This window comes from Citrobacter sp. CK206, from assembly GCF_030333125.1.
GTDB lineage: Bacteria > Pseudomonadota > Gammaproteobacteria > Enterobacterales > Enterobacteriaceae > Citrobacter_B > Citrobacter_B koseri.
Genome location: NZ_JAOWGM010000026.1, coordinates 243,951 through 258,620 on the forward strand (window position 1 = coordinate 243,951; position 14,670 = coordinate 258,620).

The 14,670-nt window shown below is 54.6% G+C and carries 15 protein-coding genes; 7 read left to right on the forward strand and 8 right to left on the reverse strand.

What is annotated here, in order from left to right; all coding sequences use genetic code 11:
- Window positions 1–53: 53 nt before the first annotated feature.
- The gene (gene zipA, locus OGX81_RS11270; protein WP_104868377.1) at window positions 54–1,079 is read right to left on the reverse strand and encodes a cell division protein ZipA; all 1,026 of its coding nucleotides are present in this window, start codon (window positions 1,077–1,079) and stop codon (window positions 54–56) included.
- A gap of 229 nt (window positions 1,080–1,308) precedes the next feature.
- Here zipA and cysZ point away from each other — a divergent pair, with 229 nt between their 5' ends.
- The 5 genes from cysZ to crr all read left to right on the forward strand — a co-directional run bounded on the left by cysZ (window position 1,309) and on the right by crr (window position 6,193).
- Window positions 1,309–2,070 (forward strand): sulfate transporter CysZ, encoded by a 762-nt coding sequence (cysZ, locus tag OGX81_RS11275; protein ID WP_049011408.1) that lies wholly within the window; start codon window positions 1,309–1,311, stop codon window positions 2,068–2,070.
- A gap of 188 nt (window positions 2,071–2,258) precedes the next feature.
- Window positions 2,259–3,230: a cysteine synthase A gene (gene cysK / locus OGX81_RS11280; RefSeq protein WP_047462171.1), complete on the forward strand. Its 972-nt coding sequence runs from the start codon at window positions 2,259–2,261 to the stop codon at window positions 3,228–3,230.
- Window positions 3,231–3,613: 383 nt separating this feature from the next.
- Window positions 3,614–3,871: a phosphocarrier protein Hpr gene (ptsH, locus tag OGX81_RS11285; RefSeq protein WP_005971891.1), complete on the forward strand. Its 258-nt coding sequence runs from the start codon at window positions 3,614–3,616 to the stop codon at window positions 3,869–3,871.
- Window positions 3,872–3,915: 44 nt separating this feature from the next.
- On the forward strand, window positions 3,916–5,643 hold the full coding sequence (gene ptsI / locus OGX81_RS11290) for a phosphoenolpyruvate-protein phosphotransferase PtsI (RefSeq protein ID WP_104868375.1): 1,728 nt from the start codon (window positions 3,916–3,918) through the stop codon (window positions 5,641–5,643).
- A 40-nt stretch (window positions 5,644–5,683) separates the two neighbouring features.
- Window positions 5,684–6,193, forward strand: coding sequence for a PTS glucose transporter subunit IIA (crr, locus tag OGX81_RS11295; protein WP_000522253.1), 510 nt, complete (start codon window positions 5,684–5,686; stop codon window positions 6,191–6,193).
- 219 nt (window positions 6,194–6,412) lie between these two features.
- Here crr and OGX81_RS11300 read toward each other — a convergent pair whose 3' ends face one another.
- Window positions 6,413–6,652, reverse strand: coding sequence for a hypothetical protein (locus tag OGX81_RS11300; protein ID WP_012131365.1), 240 nt, complete (start codon window positions 6,650–6,652; stop codon window positions 6,413–6,415).
- Window positions 6,649–7,515 (reverse strand): pyridoxine/pyridoxal/pyridoxamine kinase, encoded by an 867-nt coding sequence (gene pdxK, locus OGX81_RS11305; RefSeq protein ID WP_104868374.1) that lies wholly within the window; start codon window positions 7,513–7,515, stop codon window positions 6,649–6,651. Before pdxK ends, OGX81_RS11300 begins: the two co-directional genes overlap by 4 nt.
- Window positions 7,516–7,597: 82 nt before the next feature.
- Here pdxK and ptsJ point away from each other — a divergent pair, with 82 nt between their 5' ends.
- Together ptsJ and OGX81_RS11315 are read left to right on the forward strand one after the other, a co-directional pair.
- Window positions 7,598–8,890 carry a MocR-like B6 salvage transcription factor PtsJ gene (gene ptsJ, locus OGX81_RS11310; RefSeq protein ID WP_104868373.1) on the forward strand — a complete coding sequence of 431 codons (1,293 nt, stop codon included), beginning with the start codon at window positions 7,598–7,600 and terminating at the stop codon, window positions 8,888–8,890.
- 13 nt (window positions 8,891–8,903) lie between these two features.
- Window positions 8,904–9,620: a type 1 glutamine amidotransferase gene (locus OGX81_RS11315; RefSeq protein WP_012131362.1), complete on the forward strand. Its 717-nt coding sequence runs from the start codon at window positions 8,904–8,906 to the stop codon at window positions 9,618–9,620.
- A gap of 90 nt (window positions 9,621–9,710) precedes the next feature.
- Here OGX81_RS11315 and cysM read toward each other — a convergent pair whose 3' ends face one another.
- From cysM to cysP, 5 genes are all read right to left on the reverse strand, one after another.
- Window positions 9,711–10,622 (reverse strand): cysteine synthase CysM, encoded by a 912-nt coding sequence (gene cysM, locus OGX81_RS11320; RefSeq protein ID WP_024130134.1) that lies wholly within the window; start codon window positions 10,620–10,622, stop codon window positions 9,711–9,713.
- A 112-nt stretch (window positions 10,623–10,734) separates the two neighbouring features.
- Window positions 10,735–11,832 carry a sulfate/thiosulfate ABC transporter ATP-binding protein CysA gene (gene cysA / locus OGX81_RS11325; protein WP_104868372.1) on the reverse strand — a complete coding sequence of 366 codons (1,098 nt, stop codon included), beginning with the start codon at window positions 11,830–11,832 and terminating at the stop codon, window positions 10,735–10,737.
- Window positions 11,822–12,697: a sulfate/thiosulfate ABC transporter permease CysW gene (gene cysW, locus OGX81_RS11330; RefSeq protein WP_012131359.1), complete on the reverse strand. Its 876-nt coding sequence runs from the start codon at window positions 12,695–12,697 to the stop codon at window positions 11,822–11,824. The genes cysA and cysW overlap by 11 nt, the downstream gene beginning before the upstream one ends.
- The gene (cysT, locus tag OGX81_RS11335; protein ID WP_012131358.1) at window positions 12,697–13,530 is read right to left on the reverse strand and encodes a sulfate/thiosulfate ABC transporter permease CysT; all 834 of its coding nucleotides are present in this window, start codon (window positions 13,528–13,530) and stop codon (window positions 12,697–12,699) included. The genes cysW and cysT overlap by 1 nt, the downstream gene beginning before the upstream one ends.
- Window positions 13,530–14,546 (reverse strand): thiosulfate/sulfate ABC transporter substrate-binding protein CysP, encoded by a 1,017-nt coding sequence (gene cysP, locus OGX81_RS11340; RefSeq protein ID WP_049009733.1) that lies wholly within the window; start codon window positions 14,544–14,546, stop codon window positions 13,530–13,532. Before cysP ends, cysT begins: the two co-directional genes overlap by 1 nt.
- Between the last annotated feature and the right edge of the window lie 124 nt (window positions 14,547–14,670).

Below are 14,670 nucleotides of genomic sequence, written 5' to 3' on the forward strand. Positions count from 1 at the left end.
AAAAAACCCCCGACAGGCGGGGGTTCAGAAAGGGGGGATCACGCCTGGGTTTCTCAGGCGTTGGATTCTTTCACTTCGCGAATGCGATCCTGATATTCACGCAGTTTCTGCGGCGTCATCATCCGGCGCTGGTCATCAAGCACCACGCCGCCGACTTCATCAGCGATATGCTGCGCAGACTGGAGCATCAGCTTAAAGTTTTGCAACTCGTCGCCGTAAGAAGGCACCTGCATAAAGATAGTGACCCCCGGCGTGGAGAAATCACCGGTCATTTCAGGATCAAACGTTCCCGGGTTCACCATGTTGGCCAGGCTAAACAGCGCAGGGCCGCTGCCATCCGGGCTCAGGTGGCGATGGAAAATATTCATATCGCCAAATTTGAAGCCCGCTTGCTGGATGCTGTTCAGCAGCACTTCGCCGCTAAGCTCGCTGCCATGATGAGCGGCGACGTTCATAATAATGACCGCTTCTTTACGCTGCGGTTTTTCCGCGACGGGCGCTTCTTCCACTACTGGTTCAGGCGCTGGCGCAGGCTCTGTGACAGGTTCCGCTGGCTGGAAAGTCTGCGGAGCAGGCTGAGGCGCAGGTTGCTGTGGCGCTGGCTGAACAGGCTGTTGCGGCGCAGACTGAACCTGCGGCGCTACCGGCTGTTGCTGTACTGGCTGCTGCACAGGCTGTGCCGGTTGTTGTGCCGGTTGCGGTTGTGACGGCTGCCCATACTGCGGCCGTTGCTGCGGCTGCGCTGGCGCTTCAGGCGGCTGCTGAGCCGGTTGACGAGGCTGCGCAGACGCATAAGGCGGCTGGTATTGGTGTTGCGGCGACTGACGAGGCGCATCATGCTCCTGAACGTTGCCGGGGGCATGATTCACGCGGTGAACACGAACTTCACCCACGCCTTCCTCTTCTTCGACGTCATCGTCGTAAGAATCGTCGTCACGTTTTGACTTCATGCGTTTCAGTGGACGATCGCGGAACATAGAAGATCGTTCTTTACGGCTGGTCCAGAAACCATGTACCAGTAAAGCGATTATGGCGATCGCGCCAACAATGATTAATATCAGACGCAAATCCTGCATCATTATATTCTCTGTTGTTCTAACACCTTGCCACCACGGCAAACATTTACTCACTAAGAGTATTTGCCGATTACGTCAAGTGCAAGTGCGCTCTTGGCTTTCACAGCATAAAGATGAACGAAATCGTGCTTTTTGCTGTTTTTTCGAACATTTCTTAACTGGCGAACGCGTCACAACCCGGTAAGATACGCAAAGTTTACCCGGGGCTTTATTAAAGGAGCATGTCCTGATTATGGTGTCATCATCCGCAACTGCACCTCGCAGCGGCTTTTACTATTTCTCACAGGGGTGGAAACTGGTCACGCAACCGGGGATCCGTCGCTTTGTTATTTTGCCGTTACTGGTAAACATTTTGCTGATGGGCGGCGCATTCTGGTGGCTGTTTACGCAACTGGACGTCTGGATCCCTTCGCTGATGAGCCACGTTCCCGACTGGTTGCAGTGGTTAAGCTATCTGCTGTGGCCCATTGCGGTCATCTCGGTTTTACTGGTCTTCGGTTATTTCTTTTCAACCATTGCCAACTGGATCGCAGCCCCTTTCAATGGGCTGCTGGCGGAACAGCTTGAGGCGCGCCTGACCGGCGCAACGCCGCCAGATACCGGCGTACTGGGTATTATGAAAGATGTGCCGCGCATTATGAAACGCGAATGGCAAAAGTTCATCTGGTATCTGCCGCGCGCCATTGTGCTGTTAATTCTCTATTTTATTCCAGGAGTCGGGCAAACCGTCGCCCCGGTGCTGTGGTTCCTGTTCAGCGCGTGGATGCTGGCGATTCAGTATTGCGACTATCCCTTCGACAACCACAAAGTCCCGTTCAAAGAGATGCGCGCCGCCCTGCGCACGCAGAAAGTCGCCAATATGCAGTTCGGCGCGTTAACCAGTTTGTTCACCATGATCCCGGTGCTTAACCTGGTGATCATGCCCGTCGCCGTGTGTGGCGCAACGGCGATGTGGGTTGATTGCTACCGTTCCAGACATGGGTCATGGAAATGAATCACAGCGAACTCATAAACCTGTAAAATAGTTGTATAAAAAAGGAGGGGCTTATGCCGCTCCTTATTCCATCTCGGTAGCCATTATTTCCCTTCCGAATATAGATATGCTAAATCCTTACTTCCGCATATTCTCTGAGCAGGTATGCTAGCCCATGTATCCCAATTTCATACAGTTAAGGACAGGCCATGAGTAAGATTTTTGAAGATAACTCGCTGACTATCGGTCATACGCCGCTGGTTCGACTGAACCGTATCGGTAACGGACGCATTCTGGCGAAGGTGGAATCACGTAACCCGAGCTTCAGCGTTAAATGCCGTATCGGTGCCAATATGATTTGGGATGCCGAAAAACGCGGCGTGCTGAAACCGGGCGTCGAACTGGTGGAACCGACCAGCGGCAACACCGGTATCGCGCTGGCTTATGTTGCTGCCGCGCGTGGCTACAAGCTGACGCTGACCATGCCGGACACCATGAGCGTTGAGCGTCGCAAACTGCTCAAAGCGCTGGGGGCGAACCTCGTACTGACCGAAGGCGCGAAAGGCATGAAAGGCGCTATCCAGAAAGCGGAAGAGATTGTCGCCAGCGATCCAGAAAAATACCTGCTGCTTCAGCAGTTCAGCAACCCGGCTAACCCGGAAATTCACGAAAAAACCACCGGCCCGGAAATCTGGGAAGATACCGATGGTCAGGTCGATGTCTTTATCTCCGGCGTCGGCACCGGCGGTACGCTGACAGGCGTCACCCGCTACATCAAAGGCACCAAAGGCAAAACGGACCTCATTACCGTAGCAGTAGAACCGACCGACTCTCCGGTTATCGCGCAGGCGCTGGCTGGTGAAGAACTGAAGCCCGGCCCGCACAAAATTCAGGGCATTGGCGCAGGCTTCATTCCGGGCAACCTCGATCTGAAACTGATTGATAAAGTTGTCGGTATCACAAATGAAGAAGCCATTTCCACCGCTCGTCGCCTGATGGAAGAAGAAGGTATACTGGCGGGGATCTCTTCCGGCGCGGCCGTTGCGGCAGCGCTTAAGCTCCAGGAAGATGAAACCTTTACCAATAAGAATATTGTGGTTATCCTACCGTCATCGGGTGAGCGTTATCTGAGCACTGCTTTGTTTGCCGATCTCTTTACTGAAAAAGAACTGCAACAGTAATGCCAGCATGTTAAAAACGCGTAAAAAAGCACCCTTTTGGGTGCTTTTTTGTGGCCTGCTTCAAATTTTCAACCCTCCTGGCATTGATTCACCCTGCCGGGTCTGGTATTTAACCAGACTAATTATTTTGATGCCCGAAATTAATCGTTACAGGAAAAGCGCTAGCTGAATCGATTTAATGATTTGGTTCAAGTCTTCCTTTCACGGCATAATGTTTAATGACGAGCGAAACGTCAGCGGCCAGCAGTTGCCAGCAACGGATTGCGCATAACACCTGGTGTGTCGCGTCCCGTTTACGCCGACGCTAACAATACAGGCTAAAGTCAAACCGCCAGGCTAGACTTTAGTTCCACAACACTAAACCTATAAGTTGGGGAAATACAATGTTCCAGCAAGAAGTTACCATTACCGCTCCGAACGGTCTGCACACCCGCCCTGCTGCTCAGTTTGTTAAAGAAGCGAAAGGCTTCACTTCTGAGATTACTGTGACTTCCAACGGCAAAAGCGCCAGCGCAAAAAGCCTGTTCAAACTACAGACTCTGGGCCTGACTCAGGGCACCGTTGTCACCATCGCTGCTGAAGGCGAAGACGAACAAAAAGCGGTAGAGCATCTGGTCAAACTGATGGCGGAACTCGAGTAAGTTCCCGGGTTCTTTTAAAAATCAGTCACAAGTAAGGTAGGGTTATGATTTCAGGCATTTTAGCATCCCCGGGTATCGCTTTCGGCAAAGCACTGCTGCTGAAAGAAGACGAAATCGTCATTGACCGGAAAAAAATTTCTGCCGACAAGGTTGATCAGGAAGTTGAACGTTTTCTGAGCGGTCGTGCCAAGGCATCTGCGCAACTGGAAGCGATCAAAACGAAAGCTGGTGAAACGTTCGGTGAAGAAAAAGAAGCCATCTTTGAAGGGCATATCATGCTGCTCGAAGATGAGGAGCTGGAGCAGGAAATCATAGCCCTGATTAAAGATAAGAACATGACAGCTGACGCAGCTGCGCATGAAGTTATCGAAGGTCAGGCCACTGCCCTGGAAGAACTGGATGATGAATACCTGAAAGAACGTGCGGCTGACGTGCGTGACATTGGTAAGCGCCTGCTGCGCAACATCCTGGGTCTGGCAATCATCGACCTGAGCGCAATCAAGGACGAAGTCATCCTGGTTGCCGCTGACCTGACCCCGTCAGAAACCGCACAGCTGAACCTGCAAAAGGTGCTGGGTTTCATCACTGACGCAGGCGGCCGTACCTCCCACACCTCTATCATGGCGCGTTCTCTGGAACTGCCGGCCATCGTGGGCACCGGTAACGTCACCTCTCAGGTGAAAAACGACGACTATCTGATTCTGGATGCCGTAAACAATCAGGTTTACGTCAACCCAACCAACGAAGAAATTGAAAAACTGCGCGCCGTTCAGGAGCAGGTTGCAACCGAGAAAGCGGAACTCGCTAAACTGAAAGATCTGCCGGCTATCACGCTGGACGGTCATCAGGTAGAAGTTTGCGCCAACATCGGTACCGTTCGTGACGTTGAAGGCGCAGAGCGCAATGGCGCGGAAGGCGTTGGTCTGTATCGTACTGAATTCCTGTTCATGGACCGTGACGCGCTGCCGACTGAAGAAGAACAGTTTGCGGCGTACAAAGCCGTCGCTGAAGCCTGCGGCTCTCAGGCGGTTATCGTCCGTACTATGGATATCGGCGGCGACAAAGAACTGCCGTACATGAACTTCCCGAAAGAAGAGAACCCGTTCCTGGGCTGGCGTGCGGTACGTATCGCTATGGATCGCAAAGAGATCCTGCGTGACCAGGTTCGCGCCATTCTGCGCGCTTCTGCGTTCGGTAAACTGCGCATCATGTTCCCGATGATCATCTCTGTTGAAGAAGTTCGCGCGCTGCGCAAAGAGATTGAAATCTACAAACAGGAACTGCGCGACGAAGGTAAAGTATTTGATGAAAGCATTGAGATTGGCGTGATGGTGGAAACACCGGCTGCGGCAACTATTGCTCGTCATTTAGCCAAAGAAGTTGATTTCTTTAGTATCGGCACCAATGATTTAACGCAGTACACCCTGGCAGTTGACCGTGGTAATGATATGATTTCACATCTTTACCAGCCAATGTCACCGTCCGTGCTGAACTTGATCAAGCAAGTTATTGATGCTTCTCATGCTGAAGGTAAATGGACTGGCATGTGTGGTGAGCTTGCAGGCGACGAACGTGCTACACTTCTGTTGCTGGGGATGGGTCTGGACGAATTCTCTATGAGCGCCATTTCTATCCCGCGCATTAAGAAGATTATCCGTAACACGAACTTCGAAGATGCGAAGGTGTTAGCAGAGCAGGCTCTTGCTCAACCGACAACGGACGAGTTAATGACGCTGGTTAACAAGTTCATTGAAGAAAAAACAATCTGCTAATCCACGAGATGCGGCCCAATTTACTGCTTAGGAGAAGATCATGGGTTTGTTCGATAAACTAAAATCTCTGGTTTCTGATGATAAGAAAGACACCGGAACTATTGAGATTGTTGCTCCGCTCTCTGGCGAGATCGTCAACATCGAAGACGTGCCGGATGTAGTTTTTGCCGAGAAAATCGTTGGCGATGGCATTGCTATCAAACCAACCGGTAACAAAATGGTCGCGCCAGTAGACGGCACCATCGGCAAAATCTTTGAAACCAACCATGCGTTCTCTATCGAATCGGATAGCGGCATTGAGCTGTTCGTTCACTTCGGTATCGACACCGTTGAACTGAAAGGCGAAGGCTTCAAGCGTATTGCTGAAGAAGGTCAACGCGTTAAAGTTGGCGATCCGGTAATTGAGTTCGATCTGCCGCTGCTGGAAGAAAAAGCCAAGTCTACCCTGACTCCGGTTGTTATCTCCAACATGGACGAAATCAAAGAACTGATCAAACTGTCCGGTAGCGTGACTGTGGGTGAAACCCCGGTTATCCGCATCAAGAAGTAATTCTTGCCGCAGGGAAAAATGGCGCCGACTGGCGCCATTTTTTTATCCTGGTTACGGTAAAACCGCGCCTGATGGCGCTGCGCTTATCAGGCCTACAATAAAATGTCGTATGCCGAATAAGGCGATGTTTGCCTGATGGCGCTGCGCTTATCAGGCCTACAATAAAAGATCGTAGGCCGGATAAGGCGTTTTTCGCCGCCATCCGGCATAGTTACGCACTCACAACAGCGAGGTGACCGGACGATAGCACTTCTCGCGCATCAGGATCTTCATCCCTTCCGGCCCGCTTTCCAGCATCCGCTTCTCCGAGTCCGACACCAGCAATTCACACTGATAGCCGCCCGCAATGCCGAACATCGCGCGCGCCACGCAGATATCCTCCAGCGCATCAAGCCCGCTCGTTTCAAAGTGACCAACCACACGCCCCTGCTGGCGAACCACCAGCCGATAGCTCTTCATCGCGCCTCCCCTGCCGGTGGCAGAATCAACTCATCACACCCGCAGCGCTGCGTCCAGGTCATCACCTCCAGCACACGCTCTGCGGCATGTCGCGTCGCCGCCGTCAGCGCTTTCCCCTGTACAATGCCGCTCACCAGTTCGGCGCAGAACAGATCGCCCGTTCCTTTTAAATCGGTTTCCACACGCGAGTGTTCAATCACATCCACGCCGCCGCTCGTCACCACCGCCACATTGATGGTATCCGCCGTCTGGCCTGGCGCACTGGTGATCACAATCCACTTCAGCGTGTCGGAGAGCAGCGATTTCGCCGCCGCAACCGCTTCATCCAGCGTGCCGCACGGTTTGCCGCTGAGCATCTCCAGCTCGAACACATTCGGCGTCAGCCCCTGCGCCAACGGCAGCAGATAATGACGATACGCCTGCGGGATTTCCGCTTTCACATACATTCCGCTGTCCGTGTCGCCAATCACCGGATCGACCAGAATGCACACCTCAGGATGCGCGATCCGCACCGTTTCCAGCCATTTCGCCAGCAGAACGATTTGTTCCGCACTGCCCATATAGCCCGTCGTGACCGCTTTAAGCTCACGCAGCGCATCCCGCTCATTTAAGGCCTGAAGATAACCGCTGAACCAGTCGGCAGGAATAATGCCGCCGTAAAACGTTTCATAATGCGGCGTATTGCTGAACAGCACCGTGGGTACCGCCGTCACCCGCAAGCCCTGCGCTTTAATCGCCGGTACGGCAATACTGTTGCCTACGCTGCCGTACACCACCTGTGACTGAACGGCGACAATGTCGGTCTGTAAAGCCCGATGCTTATCGTCGAAGAGCACTGACTGTATTTCACTATCCTGCCCCATTTACCTCTCCTCTCACTGGACAGCGGGCTAACGCCTCACTATTATCGTCATATGCTAAAATTCATTTTGTCATAGGTCAATAATGATCGACGGAAAAACCGCCAGCGAAATCTTTGACAGTATTCGTCAGCATGTCACCACCGGCGCACTGGCGCCAGGGGAAACGCTGCCGCCGGTGCGGGAACTGGCATCGGAATTAAACGTGAACCGCAATACTGTCGCGGCGGCTTACAAACGGCTGGTGACATCCGGCCTGGCCCTGAGCCAGGGACGTAACGGTACGGTCATTAAAGGTGCGCCTTCTCCGCTCGCGCTGGAAGGAAGCAGCCCCGATACGCCGCTGACCGATCTTTCCGGCGGCAATCCCGATCCCCAACGGCTGCCCGATCTCAGCAGTTATTTTTCGACAATAAATAAGTCACCGCGTCTTTACGGCGATGCGGCCGTTTCTCCCGGCCTTCACGCGTGGGCGAAGCAGTGGATGCAGGATGCCATACCTGGCGAAGGCGAGATTGATATCACCAGTGGGGCGATTGACGCCATCGAGCGTCTGCTGTGCGCCCATTTACTGCCGGGTGACAGCGTGGCGGTGGAAGATCCCTGCTTTTTAAGCAGCATCAGTATGCTGCGCTACGCCGGGTTTTCCGCCATCCCCGTCGGCGTCGATAGCGAAGGTATGCAGCCTGAGATGCTGGAACAGGCGCTGAAAAATGGCGCCCGCGCCGTCATTTTAACCCCGCGCGCCCACAATCCTACGGGGTGCAGTTTAAGCGCCTCCCGCGCCGCCGCGCTACAGAACATTGCGGCGAAATACCCGCAAGCGCTGGTTATTATCGACGACCACTTTGCCCTGCTCTCTTCATCTCCCTGGCACCCGGTGATCGCCCCGGAGACGCTACACTGGTCAGTGGTTCGCTCGATGTCAAAGACGCTGGGGCCGGATCTGCGTCTTGCCATTGTCGCCAGCGATCCCGCCACCTCAGCCAGACTGCGCCTGCGCCTTAATTCCGGCAGTCAGTGGGTCAGCCATCTGTTGCAAGATTTAGTGCATGCCTGTCTGAGTGACAAAAACTATCAGCGAACGCTGGCGCAGACCCGGCAATTTTATGCTTCGCAGCAGCAGAAGCTGGCCTGCGCGCTCCAGCGAACCGGGCTTACACACGCCCCCGGCGATGGGCTGAATGCGTGGTTGCCGTTGAAAAGCCACAGCCAGGGCATCGCGTTTATGCTGGCGAAAGCGGGCTGGCTGGTACGGGAAGGCGAAGCATTTGGCGTCAACGCGCCCGCCCACGGCCTGCGCATTACGCTGTCGACGCTGGGCGACGGCGATATCAACAAACTGGCGGCTGATATCCATCAGGCGTTAAAACGTTAACAGGAGAGAAAAAGTGCGAGTTCATTTTGTCGTTCATGAGTCTTTCGAATCTGCCGGAGCCTATCTGCAATGGGCTGAGGATCGCGGTTATCCCCTCTCCTGGTCCCGCGTGTATGCCGGTGAACCTGTCCCCGCCAATGCGGATGGTTTCGATATGCTGGTGGTGTTTGGCGGCCCGCAGTCACCGCGTACTACGCTCGAAGAGTGCCCGTATTTTGACTCTTTAGCGGAACAGCGGCTTATTAATCAGGCGATCTCTGCGCGTCGTATTGTGATCGGCATCTGTCTTGGTTCCCAGTTGATTGGTGAGGCGCTGGGCGCAAAAGTACGCCAGAGCCCGGAAAAGGAGATCGGCCACTACCCGATTACGCTGACGGAAGCCGGGAAACAGAATCCGCTGCTCGCTCATTTCGGCTCTCCGCTTGTGGTCGGGCACTGGCACAACGATATGCCAGGGTTAACCGATCAGTCGGTCGTTCTCGCGACAAGCGAAGGATGTCCGCGCCAGATCGTGCAATACGGTAACGCCGTCTACGGTTTTCAGTGCCATATGGAGTTTACCGCCGAGGCGGTAGAAGGGCTGATCCAGCATTCAGAACAGGAACTGGCTGCGGCAAAAGGGAAGCGCTTTATTCGCTCGAACGCCGAAATGCGCGAGTGGAATTATCAGGAGATGAACGAGAAACTGTGGCGCTTCCTCGACCTGCTGGTTGAGAAACGTAACGCTTGACGTTGCAGGCCGGATAAGACGCTTTGCGTCGTCATCCGGCGATCGTACTTTACGGTTGCCGGATGGCGCTACGCTTATCAGGCCTACAGGCTAAATCCCTGCCCCCTGGCTGAAGTGTTCTTCGCCAAAGACGCCGGTAGAAAGATAGCGATCGCCGCGATCGCAGATGATCGCCACCACCACGGCCCCCGGCGTCGCGCGGGCGACGCGTAACGCACCGGCAACCGCGCCGCCGGAACTCACGCCGCAGAAAATACCTTCGCGTACCGCCAGTTCGCGCATGGTGTTTTCCGCCTCGCTCTGGTGAATATCCAGCACCTGATCCACAAGCTGAGCATTAAAAATACCCGGCATATATTCTGCGGGCCAGCGACGAATCCCCGGAATGCTGCTGCCCTCTTCCGGTTGCAGGCCAACAATCGTTACCGGTTTTTCCTGTTCACGCAGGAAGCGCGACACACCGGTAATCGTACCGGTTGTTCCCATACTGGAGACAAAGTGGGTGATGCGACCTGAGGTTTGCTGCCAGATTTCCGGCCCGGTCGTGGTGTAGTGCGCGTAAGGGTTGTCGGGATTGTTAAACTGGTCGAGCAGCTTACCTTCGCCGCGTTCGGCCATTTCCAGCGCCAAATCGCGCGCGCCTTCCATCCCTTGCTCTTTAGACACCAGAATCAGATCCGCGCCATAGGCGCGCATCGCCGCGCGGCGCTCCTGGCTCATGTTGTCCGGCATCAGCAGTTTCATGCGATAGCCTTTCAGTGCGGCAATCATCGCCAGCGCAATACCGGTATTGCCGCTGGTCGCTTCAATCAGCACATCGCCGGGCTTAATTTCCCCGCGTTTTTCCGCCTGGACGATCATCGACAGCGCCGCCCGGTCTTTCACTGACCCGGCAGGGTTATTGCCTTCCAGCTTGACCCAAATTTCACTGCCGTTATCCGGCGCCATCCGCTGCAATTTCACCAGAGGCGTATTGCCAATTGTTTGTTCTAATGTGTTCACTTCTCTGTCCAGTAAAAAGCCCGGTGGCGCTTCGCTTACCGGGCCTACGCAGATCATATTGTAGGCCGGGTCAGCGCAGCGCCACCCGGCAAAACTACGTGATATTAACCTATCAGGCCGATTCTGCCAGAGCAAGCTCCTCTTCGCGCGTCTCAATGCGCTGGTTGCCATTGTACAACCGCGCATTTTGCAGCCCGACAAACAGCCGCTCGCCGCGCTGTGGGGGATTATCCCCCTGCATCACCACCGTCAGCGGTTCGTTATACCACCCCAGAGGCTGCACGACTAATTGGGTGTAGTGACCTTTCGGACTGGCCTCCAGCACCTGTACCGGCAGCGGGGAATCCAGACTGGTGCGGCGGCTAACATCCACCTCCCACGGACGCAGGAACAGATCGACCGCTCCCTGGTGCGCTGGCGTATATCCCAGCGGCCAGCGATGCGCGCCAACGTGGAACTGACCGCCGCGAATCGTTCCCTGCAAACGGTTCACTTCGCCCATAAACTCCAGCACAAAGCGGGTGGCGGGTTCACGCCACACCTGATCCGGCGCATCGGCCTGTTCAATGTTGCCCTGGCTCATCACCACCACGCGATCCGCCACTTCCGTAGCCTCTTCCTGATCGTGGGTGACAAACACGCTGGTAAATTTCAACTCTTCATGCAGCTGACGCAGCCAGCGGCGCAGCTCTTTACGCACCTGCGCATCAAGCGCGCCAAACGGTTCATCCAGCAGCAGGATCTGCGGCTCAACGGCTAACGCGCGCGCCAGCGCCACGCGCTGTTTCTGCCCGCCGGAAAGCTGTGCCGGAAAACGCTCCGCCAGATGGGCCAGTTGCACCATTTCCAGCAGTTTCGTCACTTTCGCTTTAATGGCCGCCGCATTCGGACGTTCGCGACGCGGCAGCACCGTCAGGCCAAAGGCGATATTGTCGAACACCGTCATATGACGAAACAGCGCATAGTGCTGAAAAACAAAGCCGACTTTACGATCGCGCGCGTGCAGACGGCTTACGTCTGTACCGTGAAAACGAATGTGCCCGCTGGTCTGATGCTCCAGCCCGGCAATAATACGCAGCAGCGTGGTTTTACCGGAACCGGACGGCCCCAGCAAGGCAACCATCTGACCTGAAGGAATATCCAGCGAGATATCGTTCAGCACCTGGGTGCGACCAAAAGACTTCTTAATATTGGCAATCTCAATGCTCATGATTTTCCTCCTGTTGCGCACGTTTCTCCTGATTTTCCAGGCGCCATTGCAACATACTCTTCAAAAACAGGGTAATAATCGCCATCAGCGTCAGCAGCGCGGCGGCGGTAAAGGAGCCGACGGTGTTGTAGTCCTGCTCCAGTAATTCAATCTGTAACGGCAGCGACAGGGTTTCGCCGCGAATCGAGCCGGAAACCACCGACACCGCGCCGAACTCGCCAATGGCGCGCGCGTTGGTCAGCACCACGCCGTACAGCAGCGCCCAGCGAATATTAGGCAACGTAACGCGACGGAACATCTGCCAGCCGGAAGCGCCAAGCAAAATCGCCGCTTCATCTTCCTGACTGCCCTGACTCAGCATAACCGGCACCAGTTCACGCACCACAAACGGACAGGTGACGAAAATAGTGACCAGCACCATTCCCGGCCAGGCGAACATAATTTGCAGGTTGTGCTCATCCAGCCAGTCGCCCAACGGGCCGTTCGAGCCGTAAAACAGCAGGTAGACCAGACCGGCCACCACCGGCGAGACGGCAAACGGAATATCCAGCAGCGTCAGCAGCAGCTGGCGACCGGGAAAATTAAAGCGCGTCACCAGCCACGCCAGCAAAACGCCAAACACCAGGTTTACCGGTACGGCAATCAGCGCAATCAACACCGTCAGCCAGATCGCGTGCAGCATGTCCGGGTCGGCCAGGTTCTGTAAGACCGGCATCAGCCCTTTGCTGAAGGCTTGTACGAAGATATAAATCATCGGCACCAGCAAAATAAACGCCGAAACCAGCATCCCGGTGCCAATCAGAAACCATTTTCCCCAGTTAATGCGGGGGGCGTCATAACGCTTCAATTGGGTAACTTCCGCCATTAGTGACCTACCACACGTCGACCAAAGCGACTTTGCAGGGTGTTAATCGAGAACAGCAGCAACAGCGACGCCGCGAGGATCACCGACGCAATCGCGCTGGCCGCCGGATAGTCAAACTCCTGCAAACGAACAAAAATCATCAGCGAGGTCACTTCAGTTTTCCACGCAATGTTCCCGGCAATAAAAATCACCGCGCCGAACTCGCCGAGGCTACGGGTAAACGAGAGCGCAATACCCGCCACCAGCGCAGGAGACAGCTCCGGCAACACCACTTTGCGGAAACTTTGCAGGCGCGTTGCGCCGAGCGTTTCCGCCGCTTCTTCATATTCCGGGCCTAACTCTTCCAGTACCGGCTGCACCGTGCGCACCACAAACGGGATGCTGGTAAAAGCCATCGCTACCGCGATGCCAAGCCAGGTGTAAGTCACTTTGATATCAAACTTCGCCAGCCATTCGCCGTAAAAACCGTTCACGGAAAACAATGACGCCAGCGTCAAACCCGCCACCGCCGTCGGCAGGGCAAACGGCAGATCCATCAGCGCATCCAGCAGCGTACGTCCCGGAAAGCGATAGCGGGTTAAGATCCACGCCATCAGCAGGCCAAATACGCCGTTGAAGATTGATGCCACAAACGCCGACAACAGCGTGACCTTGTAGGCCGCTACCACCTGCGGGTTGGTGATAACCTCCCAGTATTGCGCCCAGCTCATTTGCGCCAGCTGCATCACCAGCGCGCTCAACGGAAGCAGCAATATCAGGCAGACGAACAACAGGCTGGTTCCGAGGCTTAAGGTAAAGCCGGGCAGCACACGTCTTGTCGATACTGCGAACATTACTTACGCCCCGCCGCCAACAGTTTGTCCAGCTCGCCGCCGCTGCCGAAGTGGGTTTTCATCACTTCCGGCCAGGAGCCAAACTGGTCTTCCACGCGGAACAGTTCGGTCTGCGGGAATTTATCTTTCAGTTTGTCCATCACTTCCGGGTTATTCACGCGGTAGTAGAAGTCGGTGATGATGGTCTGCGCCTGCGGGCTGTAGAGCCAGTTCAGGTAAGCTTTCGCCGCTTTTTCAGTACCGTTGGCCTGTACGTTTTTATCCACCCATGCCACCGGGAATTCGGCCAGAATATTGGTTTTCGGGATAACGACTTCAAATCCCTGCGCTTCATACTGTTTACGGATGTTATTCACTTCCGATTCAAAGCTAATCAGCACATCGCCCAGGCCGCGTTCCGCAAAGGTGGTGGTAGCGCCGCGACCGCCGGTGTCAAACACTTCGACGTTCTTCAGGAACTGGGTCATAAACTGCTCGGTTTTGGCTTTATCGCCACCGTCAGCTTTATCCGCCGCGCCCCATGCAGCCAGATAGGTGTAACGGGCGTTGCCTGAGGTTTTCGGGTTCGGGAAAATCAGTTTTACATCGGAACGCACAAGGTCATTCCAGTCATGGATATTTTTCGGATTCCCTTTGCGCACCAGGAATCCCATCGTGGAATAGAACGGTGAGCTGTTATTCGGCAGACGGCTTTGCCAGTCGGCAGGGATCAGCTTGCCTTTGTCATGCAGGATCTGCACGTCCGTGACCTGGTTATAGGTCACTACGTCAGCTTTCAGCCCTTGCAGAATCGCCAGCGCTTGTTTTGACGAACCGGCGTGAGACTGCTTGATGGTCAGCTTATCGCCGCCGTTATCTTTCGCCCACTGCTGTTCAAACGGCGGATTAAGGGCGGCAAACAGTTCGCGAGAAACGTCGTATGAACTGTTCAGCAGCTCTGTTGCCTGCGCCTGCGTGGCCAACAACAGCATCGCGCTCAGCGCCAGGTATCTTTTTTTCAGTAAGTTAACAGCCATTGCGCACCCTTATAAATTTGATGACTTTCTTATGGTCATAATATTTATAACGGGTACGAAAGGAGTAACGGTTTTATATACCGTTTGATGATTTGAAAGTCGAAAAGGGAATAAGAGAATCCCT